Source organism: Acinetobacter sp. WCHAc010034 (assembly GCF_001696615.3).
GTDB lineage: Bacteria > Pseudomonadota > Gammaproteobacteria > Pseudomonadales > Moraxellaceae > Acinetobacter.
The window spans coordinates 2,857,129-2,883,272 of sequence record NZ_CP032279.1 but is presented as its reverse complement, the minus strand read 5'-3'; the positions used below and the strand labels follow the sequence as shown (position 1 = coordinate 2,883,272).

The following is a 26,144-nucleotide window of genomic DNA, read 5'->3' as shown; positions in this document are numbered from 1 at the left end:
GAATCGGCCATTTACAGATTTTTATTGGCCTACTGATCATACTGCTTTTGCTCCGCTTTCTCCATGCGCAAAGCCAAATCTTGCCCTATATCTGTTCGCAGGATTCAGGCCTGGCCCTTAAACAGGCGGATTTCATCATTCATATAGTAAAAAGTGCTGTTTTTCCGGCGCTGCTTGGCTGCGTACAGGGCATGGTCGGCATGCTGCAGCGCGCTCAGCAGCGGACAGCCCGGCCGGCTGCCGGCAGCCCCGCAGGAAATGCTCAGCGCCAAGCCCCGAATCTGATAGCCTGAAGACAGGCCAGCGACGGCTTCACAGCAGGCCTGCGCAAGCCCGCATGCCTGCTGCAGGATTTGCCCGGGCAGCAGCGCCGCAAATTCCTCGCCGCCAATCCGGTACACGCGGGCATCCTCCATGCCGGAAATCACGCGCTGCAGCGCCGCTGCGCCCGCCTGCAGGACCTCATCGCCGAAACTGTGGCCATAGCTGTCATTGATCTGCTTGAAGTCATCAAAGTCCAGCATAATAATGCTGAATGCTTCCAACCGGCCCGCATGCGCCGCATCCTGATGCTGCGCCAGATGCAGGTCAAACATGCGCCGGTTCAGCAGCCCGGTTAAATGGTCGCGCTCGCTCAGCTGCTTTAATTCCGCATTGCGCTGCTTCAGCGAAGACTCCGCCTGCTTGACATGAGTGATGTCGGAGCAGCAAACCAGCACATTTTTAAGCTGTGAACTTTCATCCAGATTCGGCTTGAAGCCGACCCAGAAATAGCGCTGATTCCACTCAAACTCAAACGGCTGAATCACCCCGCGGATCTGGAACTGCTCCAGCTCATGCATGAAGCGCTGGTAAATGCTTTCCGAAAACCCGCGGATGTTCTTCATCAGAATATCAGCAACCGTCAAATCAAAGCAGGAGGCGTATAAGGGGTTAGCGAACAGCACGGTGCCTTCCGGAGAAATCAGCGCCGTGGCCAGAGGCAAATTGTCCAACACTTCCTGTGCATCATAATGCTCTGCAAAATCAATATTATTAATCACAGTTCCATTCACTTTTTTAAAGACGTAGCTTTGCGGAATGCTAGCAAAAGTTCAGGATGTATTATCACAGAACACTTCTAATGTTTTATGACTTGCATATATTATAAAACTATATAGTTTAAATATATTTGCTTATTCCTTTATTTCATATGGCAATAAAAAAGCCCCTGAAGTCAGGGGCCTTGGTTCATTTTACTGGGATCAGTACAGCGCATCTTCCGGGATGCGCACCCAGCCTTCCATCAATACCCGGGCGCTGCGGCTCATGACCGCTTTTTTGACGGCCCACTGGCCATTTTCCAGCACCGCCTGCGCGCCGACGCGCAGCGTGCCTGAAGGATGGCCGAAACGCACCGCCTCCCGCTGCCCGCCGCCGGCAGCCAAATTCACCAGCGTGCCCGGAATGGCGGCCGCTGTGCCGATCGCCACCGCGGCTGTACCCATCATGGCGTGATGCAGCTTGCCCATGGACAGCGCGCGCACCAGCAGGTCTGTGTCCTGCGCATCAATCTGCTTGCCGCTGGAGGAAACGTAGGCTTTCGGCTTGGAAACAAAAGCGATTTTAGGGGTATGCTGGCGCATTTCCGCCTCTGCGATGTCCTGAATCAGCCCCATCTGCTTGGCGCCGTAAGCGCGGATTTTTTCAAAGCGCGCCAAGGCTTCCGCATCGCCGTTCACCGCGTCCTGCAGCTCTGTGCCCTGATAGCCAATATCTTCGGCATTCAGGAAAATTGTCGGAATGCCGGCATTGATGAATGTCGCCTGAAATTCGCCGACGCCCGGCACGCTGAACGCATCCACCAGATTGCCTGTCGGGAACATCGCGCCGCCGTCTTCCCCGTCATCGGCCGGGTCCAAAAACTCAATCTGCACTTCTGCCGCCGGAAAGGTCACGCCGTCCAGCTCAAAAGCGCCGGTTTCCTGCACCAGGCCATCAGTCATCGGCACATGCGCAATAATGGTTTTCTGAATATTGGCCTGCCAAATGCGCACGGTGCAGATGCCGTTTTCCGGGACTTTCTCCGGATTGACCAGGCCGTTTGCGATTGCAAAGGCGCCGACCGCAGCGGTTAAATTGCCGCAGTTGCCGCTCCAGTCCACAAAAGCGCTGTCAATTGACACCTGACCGAACAGGTAATCCACATCGTGATCCGGCTGCTGGCTTTGCGCCAGAATCACGGTTTTGCTGGTGCTTGAGGTCGCGCCGCCCATGCCGTCAATCTGCTTGCCGTAAGGGTCCGGACTGCCGATCACCCGCAGCAGCAGCCGGTCACGGACTGGCCCCGCCTGCTGCGCCGCTTCCGGCAAATCGCTCAATTTGAAAAATACACCTTTGCTGGTGCCGCCGCGCATGTAGGCTGCTGGAATTCTGATTTGTGGTGCAAACGGCATATTTTGAATCCTTCATATTTATCATTGTATTGCGCACTATCAGCATAACGCTGATCGTGCAACATCATAGCTTTTTTTGCTGCAAAAACCTCAGATGCAGGACTTAAGTATAAAAAACAGGCGCTCAAACAGCCAGCGGCGCCCTTTCATCTAAACTTTCATCCTGCTGAGTAAAATTATTTATTTGATAAAAATCATAATAAATTCAAAAAATAGCCGGTATACCCGGACAGCCCCGCGTTTGTGACTGGCCATCTACTAGGCTAATACTTTTCAATCTATTACAATCTGAAACTTAATCCTTGTCGGGCTGAGTAATTTGAACAACGAATCCTCTACACTTCAGCGTGGCTTAAAGAACCGTCATATTCAACTCATCGCTATGGGCGGTGCAATTGGTACAGGCTTATTCTTAGGCTCCGCACAGGTCATCCAATCTGCAGGCCCCTCTATTATTCTGGGTTATGCAATTGGCGGCCTGATTGCGTTTTTGATTATGCGCCAGCTGGGCGAAATGATCGTGCATGAACCCGTTGCCGGGTCTTTCAGCCATTTTGCCTACAAGCACTGGGGCAAATTCCCCGGCTTTCTGGCGGGCTGGAACTACTGGATACTGTATATTTTAGTCGCCATGACTGAACTGACAGCTGTTGCCAAATACATCAATTACTGGTGGCCTCATATTCCCGCTTGGGCATCTGTGCTGTGCTTCTTCGTAATCATTACCCTGGTCAATCTGGGCAATGTGAAGTTTTACGGCGAATCTGAATTCTGGCTGTCCATCATTAAAGTCACTGCGGTGATTTCGATGATTCTGTTTGGCCTGTACCTGCTGCTGACGGCCGGCGCCGACTCAACCGCATCGTTCAGCAACCTGTGGAGCCACGGCGGCTTCTTCCCGAACGGCTTCGAAGGCCTGTTCTACATGCTGGCCTTCCTGATGTTCGCATTCGGCGGCATTGAGCTGATCGGCATGGCGGCAGCTGAAGCGGAAGATCCGGAAAAAACCATTCCGAAAGCCATCAACCAAGTGGTTTTCCGTATTTTAATTTTCTATATCGGCTCGCTGACCATTCTTTTATCTTTGGTGCCTTGGAATCAGTTAGAGCTTGGCGGCCTGGATAAAAGCCCATTTGTGATGATTTTCAGCCAGCTGGGCATTGGCTGGGCAGCGCATCTGCTGAACTTCATTATTTTAACCGCGGCGCTGTCTGTGTATAACAGCGGCATGTATGCCAACAGCCGCATGCTGTACGGCTTGGCGCAGCAAGGCAATGCGCCGAAAGTGTTCATGCAGGTCAACAAGCAGGGCGTGCCTATTCCTGCGGTGCTGTTCTCTGCGCTGCTGATTTTCGGCTGCGTGCTGCTGAACTACTTTGTGCCTGAAGACGCCCTAGGCCATCTGATGTACGTGGTTGTCGGCGCGCTGGTGCTGAACTGGGCCATGATCAGCCTAACCCATTTGAAGTTCAGGCAGTCCATTAAGAAAGCTGCTGAAACTGCTAAGTTTCCTGCGCTTTGGTCGCCGTTCAGCAATTATTTGGTGCTGGCTTTCATTGCCGTGGTGCTTTATATCATGTGGACGCAAGGCTTTAAAGAGTCAGTTTTGATCATTCCGGTATGGATTGTGCTGATGCTTGGGCTGTTTAAAGTGCTTAAGCCGTCAAAGTAGCCGCCATCACCGTACTGTTATTTAAAAAGTTATTGTTTCGGCAATAACTTTTTTTTTGAATAAAATTAAGGTAAATTAACTGCGTTTTGCGCCCTTAGCTTAACTGGATAGAGCAGCCGCCTCCTAAGCGGCCGGCGTGGGTTCGAGTCCCGCAGGGCGCACCATTTTATGGCTTATATTTAACCATTAATCTTTTTAGTTTAATAAAATCAATGTATTGAATAAAATTACATCTAAATAAGCCTACCAAGGCTCTTGCCGCTTGGCTGCATTCATTTCATGCCTGACCCGGCTGACCTGCTCATAAATCACTTTGCGCAGCCGGTTAACAGCGCCAAGCGGCTTATGTTCAGGCAAAGAATGCCATGGGGTAAAAGAAAGATTCTCACAAAACTTATTCTGCTCCGGCGTGTCAAAAACCTGTTCAGGAATCCGGATAGACGCTACCGGATAAAAGGGCGCATCCGCCTCTTTCCATTCGGTCATGGAATCTTCAACCAGCAGCGTATTGGATGTTCTCGGCTGCACAAGAAATTCCATGCACGCATCTTTCTTCTTCAGGCTATTTTTCAATGCATCCCGCAGAAAATTATGGCCAGGATGGTCCGGCATAGGGTCTCTTTCTGCTGAGCACGCTCTAGCAGAGTATTTTACCGCTTGACGGTCAGCCCCCAGCCCCAGCTGATAAGGCACCATAGACCAGTATCGCGCCTGCAAAGGATTTGAAATTCGAGTATTCAGGCTTAAAGCGATCATTGTTCCTTTGGCGCCCAGCGCAAAAGGAATATGAAGCTTTTTAAAAAAGCTGCCGCTGTTTGTATCCTGAATCAATGACCTGTAGCGGCCAGGCTCATTCGCAAAGAATACCGGGTGATTGATCATAATAAAGTCCTGTGTGGCAGCTTCGCCACCTATGATTTTCTCCCCCGGCACAGCCAACAGTTTTATTGCCATTCCCCGCGCATCCCTTTTTATATCCGCCTTCGCTGCGTCAGGGGAAGCATTTGAAAAGCGGATCCATGCCTGATATGTTTTTCCGGGAATGAACACCCCCTTCGCAAGCTTATCGGGAAGTGTGGGCAGCACATGGAACTCTGCCCGCACACAGCCATGAGCTTTCGGATGCGCATCACGGAGGGCATTTCCCGAAGCGTATTGCTTGCGGATAGACTGCTCAATAGCATCTGCAATTTCCTCGGCTATAGCCGCTTCATCAGGATAAAGGCTTTCGCCCAGAACAGGGTCAATGCCGGGGTAGGAAGCTGCATTAAAAGCCGTATTTTTAGAATATGGAGCAGCGCATCCGCTGATTGCCATGAACATCGATGCGAGAGCGGAGATCAGGCTAAAGCGCATCGGTAGCTTAAGGTCTGGCATTGACTTTCTCCTTGCTGCGAAATGCAGCAGCAGAATCACATTAATTTTTTACAGTCATTTAGAAGATTCCTGCGCAGAAAGCTTCTATTATTAGCATCTTACTGATAAATAAATGATCAATTTCTCCTGCTCATTTCCGGCAAATAAGTCTGGCTGTATTTTTATATTTGAGCCAGCCTATCCCATTGATGCAAAAGCAACTAATCTGATTTTTCAGTTGGCCTTAAAATTATACTCCTGCCCGCCCCTTTCCCGCTGCATTTTCTGATGGTTTCAAGCGCTTTGCTTGCAGACTTTAGACGAAGCTTATTTTCACCTGCGCCTATCACAGCCTGCTTCATATTTTTATTTCACTGCCGCCGCTTATCGCCCAGCTTTTGCAGTTATTTCTTCTCATTTCCGGCAGGCCCTTGTATGCTGTTATTAATGTTTAATGCTTAAAAATTAAAACTGTATGAGATTATCTTTTTGCGCGCTCTTTACCTGCGCTTTTGTCAGCGCTTCAGCGCTTATATACGCAGCCAATCAGGATTCGGCGCAATTCAACGTCAGCATCACCATCAAAGAAACCTGCAATATAGCGGTCAATGGCGCAGATTTGGATTTCGGCAGCATTAACCGCGCATCAAAAGGCCCCAGCCAAAATAACCAGCTGGCAGTGACCTGCACCCAAGGCACGCCGTACAGCATTGCGCTGCAAAGCCAAAGGGCAATGGCCGCCGCCGCGCCAAACAGCGCTAAAATTCCCTACACACTTTATCAGGATGCCAGCCGCACCACCCTCTGGGGCGCAGACAGCCAACATGCCTACAGCAGCACCGGCACCGGAAATACCCAGAAAATTCCGGTTTGGGGCAAGGTCAATCAAGCGGACACCAATGTTGCCGCGGGCCAATACAGCGACAAAGTGACTGCCGTCATTACCTACTAATAAGTCAGCGTTACCGTAATGGTATCCTGATATTCCCCAGCCGGCACAGCGGCCAAGCTTGGCCCTGCCTTTCCATAAATATGGATGGTCTGCGCGCCATTATTGCCCGCGCCCTGCGATGCGCCGCTGCTGCTCCAAAGCTGGCTGTACTGCGCATCCCGGTACAGTTCATAAGCAATATAGTCTGCGCCTTTGCGCATGCGCCGTGTCGCGCCGTCATAGTGCAGGCCCTGATCCAGGCTCACTTTCCAAGAGGTATTCAAGGGGCAGGACAGCACTACAGCGGCTGCGCTGGTCACCGCCTTGGATAGGTCATTAATTTGGCCGAAATTCATGTCAGATGCGGAAATAAGATTGCAGCTGTTTTCATAGTTCGCTGTGACGCTTAGGCTGTTGCTACCTTGATTGCCTGACTGGGATGCCAGCACTTCTTCCGCGCTCGGCTGCTTTTCCTGGCTGAAGGCATACAGCAGAGTGACTTGGGCATCGTTATTATTTTTATATTCCCCTGCCCGGGCATTTTGCCCGGCATACACATAGCCGTAAATCGGCAGATCGAAAATCTTCCGGTTTTCATTCACGCTAAAGCTTTTATAAGTGCATTTTAAGGTCGCCAGATTGGCCCGCGTATCCATCCGCTGGGTCAAAGCCGGATCATAAAACAGGTCATAAGTCAGGTAAGCATGCGGCCAGGAAGAATATGAAACCATTTGCCTGCGGTTATTGGATAAGCCTAAGCCGCCTGCGGTTGCATAAGGGCACAAAGCGACATTCACCGTTTTGGCATGGCCATATTGATTGCAGGTCACCTGCCAATTGGTATAGCTGGTTTTGCCTTTGCCCGACACCGAACCGAAATTCAAAGCCGGGCCGGACAGCCAGCACGAGCCGGAAGCTTGCGCCGCTGAGCTGGCTGCCAGCAGGGCAAAAGGCAGCATCAGGGCCAAACTGCTGAAAGCCAGCAGCAGGCCTGAACGCCAGACGCGGTGAATATTGATCATTATTGGCACTTTAAACTCCCCAAATCCAGAAAGCCATACTGCGCTGAAAAATCAGGCAAGTCCATACGGCAGATTTTCCCCTCATGCTCTGCAAAAACCGCAGCTGCTGCCGGATTTTCCAGATAAACCATGCCGTCCCGCCCAACAATGGTCTGTTCCAGGTCATCCAGATCCGGCGCTGCAGGCTGCACCCAGACCCGGCTTCCCATTTTTAAAGGCTGATTCTGCTGATCGACCGCGGCCCACTGCACCGAGCGCATCTTATAGACCGGAAAATTCAGATACACGCCGCTGGAAGCATAAGGAACAGCGTCCAGCTGTGTCGACTCAATTTTATATTCCAGCGGCAAATCAAGCGCATCAATAGAAACGGCATTATGCTGATACGGGTTCAGCGAGTCGATTAACAGCAGGCCTTTGCGGTTGGTCTTGCCCACAAGGCGGTTTTCCAGCCGCACAGGAATGTCCGCCACGCCTGCCGTAGACACTACAGCAAAGGAGTTCAGCGACTGGCGCATGGCGAAAAGGCTGCGGTTCATCACTACCAGGCTGCCGCGCGCCGAGCCAACAGCGGTGCTGTAGCCTTCGCCGTTGATTCGGGCATTCTGAACGCCGATATCCCATTGCCCCACGGAGGTTTCCCGCTGCAGCTGCCCCTGCAGGCTGTAATTGTCCGGATCGCTGTATTCTGCATTGCCTTGCCAGCCCCAGTCCGGCTGATTCTGCAAAGCCGTTCTGCGCACGCTGGCCGACACTTTATGGTCATCCGGATTTTTTTGAGCGCTGACGGCGGCATTGGTCTGGCGGTCCAGCGGCACATTCAGCGACATGAAAAAAGAATGGCTGTTTTCATTCAAATTTCGGGTCATATTCAGACTTAAATAGCTCTTTGAAGGAAAATAATAAGACCAGTTTAAAATCATATATTTATTATCAATTCCCTGATACTGCTGCGCTGCATAGCTGCTGCCGAACTGGCCAAAGCGCGTATTCAGCCCAAAGAAGGCATGATCGGAGCGGTCAATATAGGCGTAGCCCAAGCCGCTCGCCAAATCGCCAAATTTGCCGTCACTTTGCTGATGGCGCACAGAAAAGTTGATCAGGCGGTTATTCCACTCATAGCCGGCAGAATACGCCTGCCCAGCCTGCCCGTTCAGCTCGCTGCGGCTGTAGGAGCCGTTCAGCACGCCCCAGGCATCCGGCAGGCGGTGCACAATGCCAAGCCCCGCCAAAGCGGCAGCGCTTGAATATTCTGCATGGCTTTCCAGCGTTGTGTCATTGCTGAGGCCATGCCGGAAAGTGGCATTCATTAAAAGCTCATGCCCATAGCTGAAGGACTTGACTGCATAATTCAGCTTGTTCACGCCCAGATTGACTTCCCAGTCCGACAGTCCCTGCTGCAGCAGCTGCGATGTGCCGAATAGGGAAAAATTGACCGCCCGCTGCTGGCCGTTCAAGTCGGTGATCAGCAGCTGCGCCGTTCCCGCGCCGCTAATGGACGGCGCAGTCTGAATATTGAACTGCCCCGGAAGCACTTCGCTGCTGCTCTGCTGAATGCCGTTAATCAGCAAATCTACGGTTGACGGCAAGACCACTGAATCCCGGAATGAAGCCAAAGGTGAAGTCACCTGATACGGCTGCAGGCTGTAGTTCTTTGCCAGCTTAATGCCTGAAATCCGGGCCGAACGGCTCCAGTCCAGGGCGCGGGTCTGGCTGTCGCCCAAAGTCAAGCTCAGCGCCCGCTCGGCAAAATCCTTTTGCCAATAGGTGTCCAGAATTTGGCTGTTAAGTTCTTTTGATCCGGCTGACTGGGTATAGGCATGGTTGGCGGAAATGCTCAGCACACTGCCCTCTCCAAAGCCGAAAAAGCGCAGCTCATTCCAGCCGCTTAACGACCAGTCATCTTCAGTGGCCTGAGCATAAAAATCGTAATTCAGCAGCGCGCCCGGCCGAATCTGCGCGGCATTGACCTTGGCGGCTTCAACCGGAATGAATCCCGCTACAGTTTTGGCCTGCAGAAAAGCGGCCGGCACATTCAAGCGGATGCTTTGCGCCGAGGCGTTGTAATCGTAATTTAGGCCCGCAATCTGAGACAGGCTGATAAAGCCGGCATGCTGCGGCGCATCAGGGGCAGTGATTTTTAATTGCAGTTCCTGCAGGGTTTCACGCGAAATCAGCAAATCCTGCGGGGTTTGAATGAAATGGCCAAAGGCTGAACTGGCGGCCTGATTCAGCACGACGCTTAGATACAGTTCCTGCTGCTCAAGGCTGTCTAAACCGGGCGCTTCGCCGGCAAGCGCCAAAGTGCTGGATAGTCCAGACAGGCAAAGCAGCGCTTGAAGCAGCGGGCCGCAGTAAGCAGTTTTTTTTCTCATTCCCGCTTATTGGACAGGAAGCGTTTGCGCCAAACCGTCACTGTTGATTCTGGCTTCAAACTTGCCGCCCGGAAGCATCTGCTTTAACTGGGGAACATCCCAGCGCATGCTCTGGCCCGCAAGCGCATAGCCCACCAGGCCATTAATCAGCGGTATTTTTTCACCGTTTGGATTGATATAGCTTAATTCACTGATCCGGATATGGCTGCCGGCATTATTTTTAACCGCCAGCTGGCTGTTCCTGTATTGAAATTCCACCTGATTAAGCTGCGTTACGCCATTGCGCACAGCAATGCCTGCAGCCGGCTGCATAAAAACCGGAATAGAATACTGCAGCAGCAGCTGCAGGCCGGTCTGGGCGTCAGGCTGCCCTGAACTTGGCAGCTCATCAATCAGTAAGCGGTAAGTCTGTTCCACAGCGGCATTTTGCGGGACCATGCGGATAATCCGGATCAGCTGCTGCTCGCCTGCTTTAATTTCGGTAATGGATGGGCTGGCAACCAAGTCCCGTGTGGGGCTTAGCTGATCCTGGCCTGCAACTTGCGACCAGGCCAGCACGCGGGTTTGCGCCCGGATAGGCTGTTCGCTGGTATTGGTCAGCCAAATTTCCTTGGCTTTTTCCTGCGGGGCAAATGAAACAGAAATTGGAGCAACCTGCAAGCTGGCTGCCAAGCTGCTCAGCGAATAAAGCGATACCGCAGAAGCGCAAATGAATTGCCTCAATTTGTTCATATACTGCATTACTCTATCCGCTGCTGCGTCTGCAAATTAGTAAGTTACAGTTGCAGTAACTGTATCTACATAGCTGCCGGCTTCAACATTGGTATTGCCAGCCAATTTAGCATAGACAGGAATCGTCTGGTCTTTGCCGTTGCCTGTTCTTGACAGTAAGTTGGCAGCATCCCACTCCGCTGTGCGGGCAGAATCCTGATACAGCTTATAAGGAACTTTGCTGGTTGACGTCGTATTGGTGATGTTGCTCATTTCACCGCTGCCCGCCAGCGCAATTTTATACGGCGTGTTTAAAGTGCAAGTTACGTTTAACTGGCCTTTCGCATTGCTTGCCGCTTTAGTTGAACGGTCAATTGATGCAAATTCCACATTCTGCGCAGCGGTAAATTTGCATGATTCAGTCACTGTAAGCCGAACTTCAAATTGAGCAGAATCACTGCCCGCCGCGTGCGCTGCAGTGAATAGAGAAGAGAAACCGAGAACTGCGGAAACAATGACTTTTTTCATGAAAGACCCCATATAATGTGAAAGGTGACACACTAAACTTGAAATATGGGGTGGATTATAGACTGTTTTTTAATCTTGTAAAGAAACTTCATAAAAAATAAATGATGAAACTGAATGAATTATCTCCAGATATCACCGGTTTTTCACTGCAGTAAGCCAGTATTGCCGGCTTATTCAGCGCAAGCATTTTTGAATGACTAAACAGTCACCTAAAAGCCGGCTGTACTGAACATTGTCTTCATCTAAAGGAAGCCAGCAGATTGCCAGCGGGCAGAACAGGCGGATCAGGCTGCTTAATGCTCTGCACCTGAAGGCGTGAAACTTCCAAGCAGCAAGGTCTCCATTTTTAGAGTTACAAGTTCAGAATGCCGCAGTTTGGTGGCTGAATTTAACCGGTTCCGGCACAGCCATTTTTCAGGATAGATGCCAGCGGTTTAAAGCCGGCAGTATGCGCCAGTTGTATTTTTTGTGACTGAATTAACATAAACACATTATAGAAATCACATAATTTGATTTTTTTGATTACTTTTCAGTCTATATTTTTATTATTTAAAATCATGGTTTTATATTTAATTTTAATTAAAATATAGTGCAATAACTCTAATTTGATGCTTTTTTATTCTTATTTTTAAAGCTAGAGCATTTACTCTTATTTATTTTGTGATATTTTTGTCACATGGAGTAACAACTCGGCGTGTTGGAAGCCCAAGACTTCTCCATGCCAGTACCGCGCATCAACTAAATAAAAAATGCAGCACCCCAATTTGCACACCAAGGAACGATGAAGAATGAAATTAAAAAAGCTCACTACAGCCTTAATTCTTGCAGCATTACCAACAGCTGGCGCATTTGCAGCAGCGCTAGACCGTTCAGGCCAGTCAATTGCTGCATTTTTGCAGCCGGGCAACTATTTTGAAGCAGGCATTTCTGTATTAGATCCAAATGTTTCAGGAACAACTAAAGATAGTTATCCATTTGCAGGTTCGCCAATTTCCAATACCAATGTTGGCGAAATGGCAGATGACTACTATTTTGTAAATGCAGCCCTAAAGTTTCAGCTTAATGATAATTTTTCATTTGGTTTAATTTACGACCAACCTTTTGGTGCAAAAGCAACCTACTCTACAACAGCACCTACCCTCCCAGCTGTACTTCCGCCAGCAGCAGCTGCGTTAGCTGGACAAGGTGCATTCCACAATGGAGTGGAAGGAACAAAAGTTGAAGTAAACACACAAAACCTTGCTCTTATTGTTGGCTTTCAACCAAATCAAAACTTTAACTTTTACGCAGGCCCTGTATATCAAACAGTAAAAGGTGATATTCAGCTTCGCGGTACTGCATACGGCGGTAATGCTACTTTTGGCGGTTATAATGCAAGTATTAAAGAAGATGGCGATATTGGCTGGTTAGTTGGTGCCGCATACCAAATTCCTGAAATTGCCTTAAAAGCAGCGATCACATATCGTTCTGAAATTGAGCACTCTGTAGAAGCAAGAGAAAGTTTTAATGCGGCCGGTTTATTCTCTGCTCTAAATGCTGCCCCTTCACAAGATACAGATATCACAACCCCACAATCTGTTAATTTAGATTTACAAACCGGCATTATGGAAAATACGGTTGCATTTGCCAATATCCGCTGGGTAAACTGGAAAGACTTCTCAATTCAACCTTATAAGTTTGGTGTAGCAAGTAAAAATCCAGCTATACAAGCTAGAACAGGAAAATCTGAATTTGATCTTGTTGCCTATACAGATGATCAATACTCTGTGACAACAGGTGTAGGCCGCAAACTGAATGATAAATGGGCCGGTAACGTATCTGTAGGCTGGGACTCTGGCGCTGGCAACCCGGTTACAACACTTGGCCCGACTGAAGGTTACTGGAACCTTGGCCTAGGCGCTCAATACAGCCCAACACCACAAACATTTATCGCAGGTGGCGTAAAATATTTCTGGTTAGGTGATGCTAAAGCACAGTCAGGTGCAGAGTTCAATACTGCTAATTATGTTGCAGAGTTTAAAGACAGCCATGCCATTGCATATGGTCTGAAAATGGGTTACCGCTTCTAATTTAAGCAAGTAAAAGTAAGGCCATAGTCCGCTGTGGCCTTAATTTTTAATTAGATGTCCAAACAATGAACATTTGAGTTTATACACATGCCAGCTCAGGCATTTTAAAATAATTATTCTAATTTCTATTAAAAATCATAAACATAATATCAAACAAATAGAACTTTTACTCTATACAACCATTTTCCTTGCATTACCCAGTTCATTTTTAGAACAGTCTGGAGTATTTACTCATTTTTTTATTATGTTACTTTCCCTGCATTGATTACCCACTAAAAGTTACAAACAGGGAAAAACATGCAGCTCAGCCACTTAACAAAAGCAATTTTGATCAGCTTAATTCCTGCTACTTCGGTATGTGCAGCCGGACTGGACCGCTCAGGCCAATCAATTTCTACTTTTCTGCAGCCCGGAAACTATTTCGAAGCAGGTATTTCAATTCTGGATCCTGAAGTTTCTGGAAAAGATAAAGACAAAAATAACACTGGTGACATGGCTGGCGACTACTACTTCCCTCATGCAGCCTTAAAAGTACAGGCAACAGATCATTTCTCCGTAGGGCTTATTTATGATCAGCCCTATGGCGCCGATGCCGAATATTCAGGCAGCAATAATTTTGTAGAAAACCGGCCTGTGTCATTTAAGGGTGGAACTTCCGTTGTCGTAGATACACAGAATCTTAATCTCCTTTTCGGCTATCAGCCCAATGAAAATTGGAATCTTTACGCAGGAGCCGTATACCAAACTGTTGACGGCACAGTACTTTTACGTGGCAATGCTTATAGCGCACTTAACGGTTATGATTTTAGAACTGGCGAAGATGAGTCTGTTGGCTGGTTAGCGGGTGTTGCATATCAAATCCCTGAAATTGCGCTTAAGGCATCTGTAACCTATCGCGCAGAAATTACACACAAAATGAATGCTTATGAGAATTTTGGCTCCACAGTCATTCCAGGCAATCCACTAAATCCAGTAATTTCTGCAATTAGCTCTTCTGATGCTAAAACTGAACTTACCACGCCGCAATCGGTCAATGTCGACTTCCAAACAGGGATCATGGCTGATACTGTGGCATTTGCAAATCTGCGCTGGGTCGACTGGTCAAAATTCAAAGTACAGCCTTATCAATTTGGCAAATTATCTCAGTATCTAGGGCAAAAGGGCTTCGTTCCCAATAAACCAAATGGCTTTAACCTGATTGACTATAAAGAAGATCAAATTTCTGCAACTGTTGGCGTAGGTCGCAAATTTAACGAGCGTTGGGGTGCAAATGTATCAGTTGGCTGGGATTCTGGCGCAGGCAATCCTGTTACAACACTTGGCCCAACTGAAGGTTACTGGAGTGTAGGTACAGGGGTACGCTTCTCTCCCGCTGAAAACTATTTCATTGGCGCTGGGGTAAAATACTTTTGGCTAGGCGATGCTGATGCAGTAACTGGAGCCCATACTGAAGCAGGTGCATTTACTGATAGCAATGCAATTGCTTACGGCTTGAACATTGGCTACAAATTCTAAAATTTAGATTTTTTTGTCTTGTTCTGAAAAAAGGCGTACTCATTGAAAGTACGCCTTTTCTTTTTTACAGATTTTTATCTATATAAAAGCTAAGCTGGAATATCACGCACAGATGCATTGCGGATGGCTTCTTTCAGCGCGTCATAGCCGTTAATCGGCGGAAACTGCGGGAATTCCGCAATCACATTTTCTGGCGCATCAAACAGGAAGCCCTGATCCGCTTCGCCCAGCATGGTGGTGTCATTATAAGAGTCGCCGGCTGCAATCACGCGGAAATTCAGGCCGTGCAGCGCCTGCACCGCTTTGCGCTTCTGGTCCGGCTGGCGCAGCTTATAGGCGGTGATCATGCCCGCTTCATCGGTTTCCAGCTTGTGGCAGAAAATCGTTGGCCAGTCCAGCTGCTTCATTAAAGGATGCGCAAACTCATAGAATGTATCTGAAAGAATAATCAGCTGAAAATGCGTGCTGACCCATTTTACAAATTCCTTTGCCCCCGGGAACGGCCCCATGTCCGCAATCACTTCCTGAATATCATTCAGACCTAAGCCGTGTTCTTTTAAGATATTCAGGCGCTGCGTCATCAGCACATCATAATCCGGAATATCGCGTGTTGTCGCTTCCAGCGCTTTAATTCCTGTTTTTTTCGCAAAGTTAATCCAAATTTCCGGAACTAACACACCTTCAAGATCAAGACAGACGACTTCCATGGGTTCTCCAAATCTCAGTGAAAAAAATTTGAACTATCATAGCTTAAGAAAGCGCTTTTGCATTGTTCTTTTTTAAATCTATTTTTTTCATAACTATCTATTTTTTAGTGATAAGTCTATTTTAGCAATTCTATTAAAATGGCTGCGAAATAAATTAATATAGGTTTTGACGCTCCAAGCCGATAGCCAGGACAGACATGACGATAATCCCTACTGTTGATATTGCCGATGCGCTTGCATCTGAATATGCAGACAAATCTCCAAATGAAATTATTGAGCTTGCATTAAGCCAGCAAGGTGAAATTGCAATTTCATTTTCCGGCGCGGAAGATGTCGTGCTGATTGATATGGCAGTCCATTCAGGCAAGCCTTTCCGGGTATTCAGCCTCGATACCGGCCGTCTGCATGCAGAGACCTATCAGTTTATTGATACAGTGCGCAAGCATTATAATATTGATATTGAAATCTGCTTTCCGGAAACTGAAGCGGTGCAGCAGCTGGTAAATGAAAAAGGCTTTTTCAGCTTTTATCAGGATGGCCACAGTGAATGCTGCGGCATCCGCAAAGTTCAGCCGCTGCGCAAAAAGCTGGCGACGCTGGACGGCTGGATTACCGGCCAGCGCAAAGACCAGAGCCCCGGCACGCGCAATGAAATTCCCGCGGTGCAGGCCGATCCGGGCTTTTCCGGTCCCGGCAAGCAGCTGATCAAATACAATCCGCTGGCGAACTGGTCCAGCGCAGATGTCTGGAACTATATCCGCCTGATGGAAATTCCCTACAACCCGCTGCATGAGCGCGGCTTTATTTCCATTGGATGCGAGCCCTGCACCCGCCCTGTGCTGCCGAATCAGCATGAGCGCGAAGGCCGCTGGTGGTGGGAAGAAGCCACGCATAAAGAATGCGGACTGCATGCCGGAAATTTAAAGAAATAACTTACAGAAATAATCAAGTCAAAACCGCTGCAAAAACAGTGGTTTTTTCAACGCATGGATACATATAAATCAGTTTTATTCTTGATTAAAAACGCTATACTTTCTAAGCAAATTTAATAATTCTAACAAGGCTGCTCAAGATAGGAGCTTCCTAGACATTGCAGTGAGGCAATCCACGCTATGCGTCCATTACACCCAATTGATTTTATTTTTCTAACTTTAGAAAAACGGCAGCAGCCTATGCATGTGGGCGGGCTATTCTTATTTACAATTCCAGACAATGCGCCGGCCAGCTTTATTCAGGACTTGGTTACTGATATCCGCAATTCCAAGTCCATTCCCATCCCGCCCTTCAATAACCGCTTAAGCGGCTTTTTTTGGGATGAAGATGAAGAATTTGACTTAGACCATCATTTCCGCCATATCGCGCTGCCTCAGCCGGGGCGCATCCGCGAACTGCTGACCTATATTTCGCAAGAGCACAGCACTCTAATTGACCGCGCCAAGCCGCTGTGGACCTGCCATATCATTGAAGGCATTGAAGGCAACCGCTTCGCCATGTACTTTAAAATCCACCACGCCATGGTGGACGGCATTGCCGGCATGCGCCTGGTGGAAAAATCGCTGTCAGATGATCAGAATACCAAAAGCATTGTGCCGCCGTGGTGCGTTGAAGGCCCGCGCATCAAGCGCCTCAAGCAGCCAAAAGTCAGCCGCCTTAGAGGCCTGATTGACGGCTTGAAAGACCAGATTGATTCCACCCCGCGCGTGATCTATGAATTGTCGCAGACCGTGATGAAAGACATGGGGCGCAACCCGGATTACGTATCCAGCTTTCAGGCGCCAAGCTCGATTCTGAACCAGCGCGTCAGCTCTTCACGCCGCTTCGCCGCGCAGTCCTTTGATTTCTCGCGCCTGCATAATATTGCGAAAGCGCTTGGCGTGACCATTAACGATATTGTTTTGGCGATTTGCTCCGGCGCGCTGCGCGAATACCTGATTACGCAAAACGCCTTGCCGAAAAAACCGCTGATTGCCATGGTGCCGGCATCGGTGCGCGGCGATGATTCTGAACTGTCGAACCGGATCACCATGATTCTGGCCAACCTCGGCACGCATAAAGAAGACCCGCTGGAACGGCTCGCGATTGTCCGCCGCAGCGTGCTGAACGCCAAAGAGCGCTTTAAGCGCATGAATGCCAATCAAATTTTAAATTACAGCGCATTTGTTTACGGAGCAGCCGGCTTGAACATTGCTTCCGGGCTGATGCCTAAACGCCAGGCCTTCAATTTGGTGATTTCCAATGTTCCCGGCCCGCGCGAAGCGCTGTACTGGAATGGCGCGCGCCTGAATGCGCTCTACCCCGCTTCAATTGTGATGGACGGCCAGGCGCTGAACATCACCATGACCAGCTATCAGGACAAACTGGAAGTAGGCCTGACCGCCTGCCGCAATGCATTGCCTAAAATGCAGAACCTGCTGACGCATCTGGAAGAGGAGATTCAGCGCTTTGAAGAGATAGTCAATAAAGATAGCCCAAAGCTGCAGGCGGTAAGCTGACCGCAGGCGGGCTGGAATAATTTGCCAACTGAAAACGGCATTAAGGCTGTATTTATTTTCAAAAAATGATCAAAAAATTAAGGGGCTTTCAAATAGCCCCTTAATTTTTAATATTTCGGCACTGCTTTAACAGCTGATGGCACGCGGTGCGGATCATGGAGGCGGTAATCTGCACCTCATTGCCGCGCTCGTCCAGAATATACGCTGAATTGACTGTCTTCGCATCCAGCATATGCTTTAAACCTGTACTCATTACTGCTTTACGGACACCCATAACACACCTCATTTTGCTAAGCCCAAAGGGAAAAACGGCTTTGGCTATTGGATGCGTTTAGTATTCAAAATTACAGATCAAAAGTAAAATTTCAGTTGTAACAAGTGTTTAACGATATTCTGTTACAATTTCAGCTCAAGATGATATCGTATTGCTCTTGCGTATACAGATTCTCCACCTGGAACTTAATCACGCGGCTGATAAAATGCTCCAGATCGGCCACTGCAGGCGCTTCCGCGGTCAATAAGCGGTCAATCACCGAGGGATGCGCAACCACCGTAAAGCCGCTTTGCGACTCGAAAGCGCGCGCGTAGCGCAGGATTTCCCGAAAGATTTCGTAACACACGGTCTCTGCGGTTTTCACATAGCCGCGCCCCTGGCAGGTCGGGCAGGATTCGCACAGCAAATGCTCCAGCGACTCGCGGGTGCGCTTGCGGGTCATTTCCACCAGGCCCAGCTCAGACACCTGCGTAATCTTGGTTTTAGCATGGTCGCGCTCCAGCATTTTCTCAAACTGGCTCATCACCTGTTCGCGGTGTTGCGCTTCCTGCATGTCAATAAAGTCGATGATGATGATGCCGCCCAGATTGCGCAGGCGGAGCTGGCGCGCAATCACCTGCGTCGCCTCCATATTGGTCTTGAACACCGTGTCTTCCAGCGTGCGCCCGCCGACATAGGAGCCGGTGTTGACATCAATAGTGGTCATGGCTTCAGTCTGATCAATCATCAGATAGCCGCCGGACTTCAGCGCGACGCGGGTTTGCAGCGCCTTTTGGATGTCTTCTTCAACATTGTACAAGTCAAAAATCGGGCGCTCGCCCGGATAGTGAATCAGGCGCTCCAGCATGTTCGGCACAAATTCTTCGACAAATTCCTTCAGCTTGCCGTGAATTTCACGCGAATCGACATGAATTTTAGAAGTTTCGTCATTGGCCAAATCGCGGATCACCCGCTGCGGCAGAGGCAGCTCCTCAAAAATCAGCGACGGCACGGCGGTGCTGCTCTGCTTGCGCTGAATGTATTCCCAAAGCTTCGCCAGATAGGCCATGTCCTGCGCAATCGCTTCTTCGGCAATGCCGTCGGCTGCCGTGCGCACAATCACCGAACCCGGCAATTTATGCTCCGCCTGAATGCGCTCAATCATCGAGCGCAGGCGGTCGCGTTCCTGTTCAGATTCAATGCGCTGCGATACGCCAATATGATTGCCGAACGGCATCATCACCAGATAGCGTGAAGGAATGGAAAGGTCGGTGCTGAGGCGGGCGCCCTTGGTGCCAAGCATGTCTTTCATGACTTGAACCGTCAGGATCTGCCCCGGCTGCAGCAGCTCAAAAACATTCGGCGCAGGCTGGTTTTTTTGCCAGACCATATCATTGATATGCAGGAAAGCGGTGCGCGACAGGCCGATATCAACAAAAGCCGCCTGCATGCCGGGAAGCACGCGCACCACTTTGCCTTTATAGATATTGCCCACCAAACCGCGCTTGACAGTGCGCTCAACAAACAGCTCATTGACCGTGCCATTTTCAATTAACGCCACGCGGCATTCCATCGGCGTGACGTTAATCAGCAACTCATCAGACATAACTAAACTCAAAACATTATAAAAATTCTTTTCAGCAGTTAATTTAGCGCCTTAACTGCCTGCAGCAGCTGTACAGTTTCATAGAGCGGCAGCCCGACTACATTGGAGTAGCTGCCATCAATCCGCGGGATATAGCGCGCAGCGATGCCCTGAATGGCGTAGGCTCCCGCCTTGCCGAGGGGTTCGCCCGTGGCCCAGTAGCTTTCCATATCGCTCTGGCTCAGGGTCTGAAATTCAACCTGCGTGCGTACCACTATACTGCAAATTTGATCTTTTGTGCGCACGCAAACGCCTGAAAACACATCATGCGTTCTGCCCGATATTTTTCCCCAGATTTCAAAGGCATGCTGTTTTGATTCCGGCTTGCCCAGAATTTGCCCATCCAGCCCTAAACTGGTGTCGGCGGCGATCACAACCGCATCAGGATATTGGCGCTGCACGGCCTCAGCTTTAGCGCATGCCAGCCGCTCCACGTAATGGGCTGCTGATTCACCTGTTTGTACAGACTCATCAATATCTGGGCTATAGATATCAAATACCAAACCAAGCTGCGCAAGCAGCTCACGCCGCCGCGGCGAACTGGATGCAAGGATTAAATCCGCCATTTTTTCAGCATATAGTAGATGACCGGCCATGCCAGCACGCTGGTCAGCAGCGGCTGCCAATGGCGCGCCAGGGAGAAATGCACGCCGCTCATGACCTGCGCTATCCAGGCGAAAAACAGATGCGCCAAAACAGCAATCGAGGCAATCGCCCATAAGTTTCCGAAGGTCAGAACGCGCCGCTCACGCGTCAAAAAACGCGCGATAAAGGCCAGCAGTACAAAACTTAAAGCATTCATACCCAGCGGCGCATCGACCAGCAGGTCTACAAAAATGCCGGTGCCGAAGGCAAACCACACGCCGCACCATGTCGGCTGGCACAGCACCCAGAACAGCATCACCAGCATCATCAGCAATGGGCGCCAGCCGGACAGCGTATAGGACAGCGGATACACCATCAGCACCGAGGCCAAGATCACCGAAATGACGATGGCCGCCAAAGGATCTCGGTGCGCCGGGCGGCTGAGCTTAGCGATTGGCATTCGGCTGCTCCATCGCTAAAGAATCGGAAAACAGCACCACCACATGATGCCCGCCGGCCAGCTGGGCCGCAGGCGCAACATCAATTTGCGCAAATTCGCCTGAATTATGGCGCTGCACTTTGGATACCGTTCCGACAAAATAGCCTGCAGGGAAATGCGCCCCAAGCCCTGAACTATACACTTTCTCACCCACTTTGATATTGGCGCTGGTTGGCACGTATTCCATTTTCAGGCGCCCTAAATCGCCTGTGCCGGATACAATTGCGCGCATGCCGGTATGCTCCAGCCGCACTGACAGGGAATGCTCCTTGTCAGACAGCAGCATGATGCGGCTGCTGTGCGGATAGACATTCACGATCTGCCCCATAATGCCTTTGTCATCCAGCACCGTCTGCCCGACTTTCAGCTGGCTGCTGGCGCCGCGGTTGATCACGATAATGTGCCGCAGCGGGTCAGCATCGGTGCCGATGACTTCCGCAATTTCCATGCGCCCGTCAATAATTAACGGCGTGTCCAATAGGCCGCGCAGGCGGGTATTTTCCGCAGAAAGTTCAGAAAGCTTCTGCAGGCGGACTTGCGCCTGCAAAAGCTCCGCCTGCATCGCGGTATTTTCGCGGCGCAGCTGAGCTTCTGACTTGGTTTGCTGATTCAGCCATTCTCGCGATAACACTGGATAGCTTGCAGCGGCGTAAATTGGATTATAGGCCGCATACAAGACATCTCTTGCCGGTTTAACCACATGCGGCATGCGCCAATCAAAGAAAAGCACCACCAGGCATGCGATTACCGCAATGATAAATGAGCGAAAAGATGGCGGTTGTCTTGAGAACAGTTGAGTTTGCACCCGCCGCGTCCTTTTCTTAGCCTACGAACAGCATGTCATGATTAGGATTATCGAAGAAGTCCAGCACTTTGCCGCCGCCGCGGGTCACGCAAGTCAAAGGATCTTCCGCCACAACTACCGGCAGGCCGGTTTCTTTCGCCAGCAGCTTGTCCAGATTGCGGAGCAGCGCGCCGCCGCCGGTCAAGACGATGCCGCGCTCGGCGATATCTGATGACAGTTCCGGAGGCGTCTGTTCAAGCGCAGACTTCACCGCCGATACAATATTCTGCAGCGGGTCAGAAATCGCCTGAGTGATTTCATCTGAAGTCACGGTAATTGCGCGGGGCACGCCTTCCGCCAGGTTGCGGCCGCGGACTTCAATTTCCAAAGCTTTTGCGCCTTCGTCTGGAAGCGCCATGCCGACTTCTTTTTTAATATTTTCAGCCGTCGTTTCGCCAATCACGCAGCCATGCGCCTTGCGCACATAGTTAATGATCTGTTCATCGAAAACATCGCCGCCAATGCGCAGTGAATCCGCATAAACGCAGCCCTGCAGGGAGATAATCGCGATTTCCGTTGTGCCGCCGCCGACATCCACCACCATTGAGCCGCATGCCTGCTCAACCGGCATGCCTGCGCCGATCGCCGCCGCCATCGGCTCTTCAATCAGGCGCACGTCGCGCGCGCCGGCATTGTAAACCGCTTCGCGGATTGCGCGGCGCTCGACCAGCGTCGATTTGCACGGCACGCACACGACGACACGCGGCGCAGGCGGAAACAGGCGCTTTTCATGAACTTTGCCGATAAACTGGTTCAGCATGGTTTCCGTCACTTCAAAATCAGCAATTACGCCGTCTTTCATTGGACGGATGGCCGTAATATTGGCAGGCGTACGGCCCAGCATCTGCTTTGCATCAAGGCCAACAGCGGAAACAATTTTCTGTGAACCGCTGTGGCGGATCGCCACAACCGTCGGTTCATTTAATATAATGCCTCGTCCCGGCGCATAAATAAGTGTATTTGCCGTACCTAAATCAATGGCTAGATCAGGCGAAAACAAGCCAATTAGTCGTTTTAAAATCACGGAGACGTTCTCGATTAAACTTTATATGGACGCAAGGTGGCAACTTTAACTAAATGTGATGATTTGGACAAGTCAATCGCTTATTATAACGCACGATAATTTGAAATTTTTTAATACTGAATTAGGTAATGTTATGTCTACATCGGATGCACAGCATTCTGCAGATCTAAATGCACAAACGGTTTCAGCAATCGCCCATTTGGCTCGGTTGTCGCTGAATGAGGCGCAATCTGCTGAATATGCTCAAAGTTTAAATAAAATCTTAGGCATGATGGAAACCTTGAAAGGCATCGACACCGATGGCGTTGAGCCGCTGAAAAGCCCCTTCGACAACCCGCAGCCGCTGCGTGAAGATACGGTTTCAGAAACCAATCATCGTGATGAATATCAAGCCATTGCGCCTCAGGTGCAGGACGGGCTGTACCTTGTTCCGCGCGTGATTGAATAATTTGCATTCAGTTGAACCATTTTTTTTAAATTAAACGTAAAGAATTATTTCTCATGACCGATTTACACCGCTTGTCGATTCGTGAACTCTCTGAGGGTTTAGCCGGGGCTAAATTTTCATCTCGCGAACTGACCGAACATTATTTAAAGCGCATCGCAAAACTGGATACACAAGTGAATTCTTATGTAACCGTGACTGCAGAACAGGCGCTGGCGCAAGCCGACGCTGCCGATGCCGCAATTAAAGCAGGCGCAGCCACCGCATTGACCGGTGTGCCGATTGCGCATAAAGACATTTTTTGCACCCACGGCATTAAAACCACTGCCGGCTCAAAAATGCTGGATAACTTTATATCCCCTTACGATGCAACTGTAGTTGCCAAAGGCAAAGCTGCCGGCCTGGTCACTTTAGGCAAAGTGAACATGGACGAGTTCGCCATGGGTTCAACCTCTGAGAACCCTTTTTACGGCGCAACTAAAAACCCTTGGAATTTAGCGCATGTGCCGGGCGGTTCTTCGGGCGGTTCGGCGGCAGTTGTTGCAGCTGACCTTGCTCCGTTTTCAACGGGCACAGACACAGGCGGCTCAATCCGCCAGCCGGCATCGTTCTGCGGCTTAACCGGCCTTAAGCCGACTTATGGCCGCGTATCGCGCTTCGGTATGATTGCCTATGCATCGTCCATGGATCAGGGCGGGCCAATGGCACGTTCGGCTGAAGACTGCGCCTACCTGATGAACGTCATGGCAGGCCATGACGCGAAAGACTCAACCTCTATCGAAAAAGACGCTGATGACTATGTGGCGAACCTGAACGGCACAGCAGTTAAAGGCCTGCGTATTGGCATTCCAAAGCAATACTTCAATGTCGCTGGTTTAGACGCAGACGTGAAAGCGCGTGTTGAAGAATCATTGAAAAAACTGGAAGACATGGGGGCAATTTTGGTTGAGATTGATCTCAACATGACTGAAGCTTATGTTCCGACCTATTACTTGATTGCACCTGCTGAAGCGTCATCGAACTTGTCCCGTTACGATGGCGTGCGTTATGGCTACCGTGCAGAGAGCCCAGTTGACCTGATGGACTTATACAAGCGTTCACGTTCTGAAGGTTTTGGTGCAGAAGTGCAGCGCCGCATCCTGATTGGCACCTATGCCCTGTCTGCGGGCTATTACGACGCTTACTACGTGAAAGCGCAAAAAGTCCGCCGCTTAATCCAGCAGGATTTCTTAAAAGCCTTTGAATCGGTTGATGTGATTGCAGCGCCATCTGCGCCAACCACAGCTTATAAAATTGGCGCCAACCTCAGCCCAACAGAAATGTATTTAGGCGACATTTACACCCTCGCGGTCAACCTTGCGGGTCTTCCTGCAATTAACGCACCTGTTGGTTTTGACAAAAACAGCTTGCCTGTGGGCTTACAGCTGATTGGCAACTATTGGTCAGAATCTCAACTGCTGTCTGTGGTGCATCAGTACCAGCAAGTGACGGATTGGCATACGAAACGTGCAGCAATTGCTGAGGAGAATGCATAATGGCTAAAAACGCTGCTAAACCAAAATCCAACCTGATTGATGGCTGGGAAGTCGTTATTGGCATCGAGATTCACACTCAGCTGGCAACTAAATCTAAAATTTTCTCAGGTTCATCGACTGAATTTGGTCAAGACCCAAACACGCAAGCCAGCCTTGTTGACTTGGCGATGCCGGGCGTACTGCCTGTATTGAATAAAGAAGTGGTGGATTTAGCCATTCGCTTTGGTTTGGGTATCGATGCCTACATCGACCAAGCGTCGGTATTTGCGCGCAAGAACTATTTCTATCCTGATTCTCCGAAAGGCTACCAAATCAGCCAGATGGATAACCCGATTGTGGGCTTGGGTCATATCGACATTCAACTTGAAGACGGCACAGTGAAGCGCATTGGCGTAACGCGTGCCCACCTTGAGGAAGATGCCGGTAAATCGATCCATGACCAGTTTGAAGGCATGTCAGGCATTGACCTCAACCGTGCAGGTACGCCTTTGCTTGAAATTGTGTCTGAACCGGATATGCGTTCGGTTGAAGAAGCGGTGGCTTATATCAAGTCGATTCACACTTTGGTGCGCTGGTTGGGTATTTCTGACGGCAACATGGCTGAAGGTTCGTTCCGCGCTGACTGCAACGTATCGCTGCGCCGTCCGGGTCAGCCTTTTGGTACACGTTGCGAGTTGAAAAACCTCAACTCATTCCGTTTCATTGAACAAGCGATCAATGTTGAAATTGAACGCCAAATGGAAATTTTGGAATGGGACGGCACGATTGACCAGGAAACGCGTCTATTCGACCCTATGAAGATGGAAACACGTTCGATGCGTTCGAAAGAAGAAGCGAACGACTACCGCTACTTCCCAGATCCTGACTTGCTGCCTGTGATTATTTCAGACGCGCAAATTGAAACGGCTCGTGCTGCATTGCCCGAACTTCCTACTGCACGTCGTGAGCGTTTCGTAGCCGACTTTGGTGTCACTGAATACGATGCGCATGTGTTGACGCTGACCCGTGAAATGTCAGACTTTTATGAAGCGGTTGTGGCTGCTGCTGGCGGCGCTACGCAAGGTAAAGTGTCTGCAAACTGGGTCATGGGCGAATTCTCAGCTGCTTTAAACAAAGCAGGCTTAGAACTAGCAGACTCTCCTGTTTCGGCTGAAAAACTGGGTGGCATGGTTGCGCGTATCGTGGATAACACCATTAGCGGCAAGATTGCGAAGCAAGTGTTCGGCTTTATGTGGGATGAAGGCAAAACTGCAGACGAAATTATTGCTGAAAAAGGCTTGAAGCAGGAAACTGATACAGGCGCGATTGAAGCGATTATTAAAGACGTTCTTGCTGCCAACGAGAAGATGGTTGAAGAGTTTAAATCTGGTAAAGAGAAAGCTTTCAACGGTCTTGTTGGTCAAGTCATGAAAGCGTCTAAGGGGAAAGCTAACCCTGCGCAAGTAAATGAATTGATGAAGAAATTGATTGGTTAATCTGATCAATGAAAAGGAAACCCGCT

23 protein-coding genes and 1 tRNA gene are annotated in these 26,144 nt (G+C 49.7%); 10 read left to right on the top strand and 14 right to left on the bottom strand.

The window, feature by feature from the left end:
• Positions 1-104 precede the first annotated feature (104 nt).
• Together BEN74_RS15460 and prpF are read right to left on the bottom strand one after the other, a co-directional pair.
• Positions 105-1,043, bottom strand: coding sequence for a sensor domain-containing diguanylate cyclase (locus BEN74_RS15460; RefSeq protein WP_068911884.1), 939 nt, complete (start codon positions 1,041-1,043; stop codon positions 105-107).
• Between the two features lie 201 nt (positions 1,044-1,244).
• Positions 1,245-2,435, bottom strand: coding sequence for a 2-methylaconitate cis-trans isomerase PrpF (gene prpF, locus BEN74_RS15455; protein WP_068911881.1), 1,191 nt, complete (start codon positions 2,433-2,435; stop codon positions 1,245-1,247).
• Between the two features lie 319 nt (positions 2,436-2,754).
• Here prpF and BEN74_RS15450 point away from each other — a divergent pair, with 319 nt between their 5' ends.
• On the top strand, positions 2,755-4,107 hold the full coding sequence (locus tag BEN74_RS15450) for an amino acid permease (RefSeq protein ID WP_068911879.1): 1,353 nt from the start codon (positions 2,755-2,757) through the stop codon (positions 4,105-4,107).
• Positions 4,108-4,195: 88 nt separating this feature from the next.
• Positions 4,196-4,271 (top strand) — tRNA-Arg (locus tag BEN74_RS15445).
• A 79-nt stretch (positions 4,272-4,350) separates the two neighbouring features.
• Here BEN74_RS15445 and BEN74_RS15440 read toward each other — a convergent pair.
• Positions 4,351-5,484, bottom strand: a complete 1,134-nt coding sequence (locus tag BEN74_RS15440; protein WP_068911876.1) for a catalase family protein — start codon at positions 5,482-5,484, stop codon at positions 4,351-4,353.
• A gap of 454 nt (positions 5,485-5,938) precedes the next feature.
• On the opposite strand from BEN74_RS15440, the gene BEN74_RS15435 reads away from it, so the two are divergent.
• Entirely contained in the window at positions 5,939-6,415 is a 477-nt protein-coding gene (locus BEN74_RS15435; RefSeq protein ID WP_068911874.1) for a spore coat U domain-containing protein, read from the top strand.
• Here BEN74_RS15435 and BEN74_RS15430 read toward each other — a convergent pair.
• From BEN74_RS15430 to BEN74_RS15415, 4 genes are read right to left on the bottom strand one after another with little or no spacing between them, the layout of a single operon-like run.
• Entirely contained in the window at positions 6,412-7,416 is a 1,005-nt protein-coding gene (locus tag BEN74_RS15430; RefSeq protein WP_086374291.1) for a spore coat U domain-containing protein, read from the bottom strand. The genes BEN74_RS15435 and BEN74_RS15430 overlap by 4 nt on opposite strands.
• Positions 7,416-9,791: a fimbria/pilus outer membrane usher protein gene (locus tag BEN74_RS15425; protein ID WP_068911872.1), complete on the bottom strand. Its 2,376-nt coding sequence runs from the start codon at positions 9,789-9,791 to the stop codon at positions 7,416-7,418. Before BEN74_RS15425 ends, BEN74_RS15430 begins: the two co-directional genes overlap by 1 nt.
• A gap of 6 nt (positions 9,792-9,797) precedes the next feature.
• Positions 9,798-10,532, bottom strand: a complete 735-nt coding sequence (locus tag BEN74_RS15420; RefSeq protein ID WP_228200361.1) for a molecular chaperone — start codon at positions 10,530-10,532, stop codon at positions 9,798-9,800.
• Between the two features lie 27 nt (positions 10,533-10,559).
• Positions 10,560-11,030, bottom strand: a complete 471-nt coding sequence (locus BEN74_RS15415) for a spore coat U domain-containing protein (protein WP_068911870.1) — start codon at positions 11,028-11,030, stop codon at positions 10,560-10,562.
• Between the two features lie 788 nt (positions 11,031-11,818).
• Here BEN74_RS15415 and BEN74_RS15410 point away from each other — a divergent pair.
• Together BEN74_RS15410 and BEN74_RS15405 are read left to right on the top strand one after the other, a co-directional pair.
• Positions 11,819-13,099: an OmpP1/FadL family transporter gene (locus BEN74_RS15410; RefSeq protein WP_068911868.1), complete on the top strand. Its 1,281-nt coding sequence runs from the start codon at positions 11,819-11,821 to the stop codon at positions 13,097-13,099.
• Between the two features lie 297 nt (positions 13,100-13,396).
• Positions 13,397-14,614 (top strand): OmpP1/FadL family transporter, encoded by a 1,218-nt coding sequence (locus BEN74_RS15405; RefSeq protein WP_068911866.1) that lies wholly within the window; start codon positions 13,397-13,399, stop codon positions 14,612-14,614.
• A gap of 89 nt (positions 14,615-14,703) precedes the next feature.
• Here BEN74_RS15405 and thrH read toward each other — a convergent pair whose 3' ends face one another.
• Positions 14,704-15,321, bottom strand: coding sequence for a bifunctional phosphoserine phosphatase/homoserine phosphotransferase ThrH (gene thrH, locus BEN74_RS15400; RefSeq protein ID WP_068911864.1), 618 nt, complete (start codon positions 15,319-15,321; stop codon positions 14,704-14,706).
• A gap of 197 nt (positions 15,322-15,518) precedes the next feature.
• Here thrH and BEN74_RS15395 point away from each other — a divergent pair, with 197 nt between their 5' ends.
• Together BEN74_RS15395 and BEN74_RS15390 are read left to right on the top strand one after the other, a co-directional pair.
• On the top strand, positions 15,519-16,253 hold the full coding sequence (locus BEN74_RS15395; protein ID WP_068911861.1) for a phosphoadenylyl-sulfate reductase: 735 nt from the start codon (positions 15,519-15,521) through the stop codon (positions 16,251-16,253).
• Positions 16,254-16,433: 180 nt separating this feature from the next.
• Positions 16,434-17,813: a WS/DGAT/MGAT family O-acyltransferase gene (locus tag BEN74_RS15390; RefSeq protein WP_068911859.1), complete on the top strand. Its 1,380-nt coding sequence runs from the start codon at positions 16,434-16,436 to the stop codon at positions 17,811-17,813.
• Positions 17,814-17,913: 100 nt separating this feature from the next.
• Here BEN74_RS15390 and BEN74_RS19510 read toward each other — a convergent pair whose 3' ends face one another.
• The 6 genes from BEN74_RS19510 to BEN74_RS15365 all read right to left on the bottom strand — a co-directional run bounded on the left by BEN74_RS19510 (position 17,914) and on the right by BEN74_RS15365 (position 22,663).
• Positions 17,914-18,087: a PA1571 family protein gene (locus tag BEN74_RS19510; RefSeq protein ID WP_086374289.1), complete on the bottom strand. Its 174-nt coding sequence runs from the start codon at positions 18,085-18,087 to the stop codon at positions 17,914-17,916.
• A 130-nt stretch (positions 18,088-18,217) separates the two neighbouring features.
• Positions 18,218-19,672 (bottom strand): ribonuclease G, encoded by a 1,455-nt coding sequence (gene rng / locus BEN74_RS15385; protein WP_068911858.1) that lies wholly within the window; start codon positions 19,670-19,672, stop codon positions 18,218-18,220.
• Between the two features lie 38 nt (positions 19,673-19,710).
• Positions 19,711-20,277 (bottom strand): Maf-like protein, encoded by a 567-nt coding sequence (locus tag BEN74_RS15380; protein WP_068911856.1) that lies wholly within the window; start codon positions 20,275-20,277, stop codon positions 19,711-19,713.
• Positions 20,265-20,756, bottom strand: coding sequence for a rod shape-determining protein MreD (gene mreD / locus BEN74_RS15375; protein WP_068911854.1), 492 nt, complete (start codon positions 20,754-20,756; stop codon positions 20,265-20,267). Before mreD ends, BEN74_RS15380 begins: the two co-directional genes overlap by 13 nt.
• Positions 20,743-21,600, bottom strand: coding sequence for a rod shape-determining protein MreC (gene mreC, locus BEN74_RS15370; protein ID WP_068911851.1), 858 nt, complete (start codon positions 21,598-21,600; stop codon positions 20,743-20,745). The genes mreD and mreC overlap by 14 nt, the downstream gene beginning before the upstream one ends.
• A gap of 16 nt (positions 21,601-21,616) precedes the next feature.
• Entirely contained in the window at positions 21,617-22,663 is a 1,047-nt protein-coding gene (locus tag BEN74_RS15365) for a rod shape-determining protein (protein ID WP_068911849.1), read from the bottom strand.
• Between the two features lie 133 nt (positions 22,664-22,796).
• Here BEN74_RS15365 and gatC point away from each other — a divergent pair, with 133 nt between their 5' ends.
• Genes gatC through gatB form a run of 3 tightly spaced genes read left to right on the top strand, consistent with a single transcriptional unit; the run spans position 22,797 to position 26,118 of the window.
• Positions 22,797-23,111 carry an Asp-tRNA(Asn)/Glu-tRNA(Gln) amidotransferase subunit GatC gene (gatC, locus tag BEN74_RS15360; RefSeq protein WP_068912015.1) on the top strand — a complete coding sequence of 105 codons (315 nt, stop codon included), beginning with the start codon at positions 22,797-22,799 and terminating at the stop codon, positions 23,109-23,111.
• Between the two features lie 53 nt (positions 23,112-23,164).
• Positions 23,165-24,643 carry an Asp-tRNA(Asn)/Glu-tRNA(Gln) amidotransferase subunit GatA gene (gatA, locus tag BEN74_RS15355; protein WP_068911846.1) on the top strand — a complete coding sequence of 493 codons (1,479 nt, stop codon included), beginning with the start codon at positions 23,165-23,167 and terminating at the stop codon, positions 24,641-24,643.
• Complete coding sequence (gene gatB, locus BEN74_RS15350; RefSeq protein ID WP_068911844.1) at positions 24,643-26,118, top strand: Asp-tRNA(Asn)/Glu-tRNA(Gln) amidotransferase subunit GatB; 1,476 nt, start codon at positions 24,643-24,645, stop codon at positions 26,116-26,118. Before gatA ends, gatB begins: the two co-directional genes overlap by 1 nt.
• The last annotated feature ends 26 nt before the right edge of the window (positions 26,119-26,144 follow it).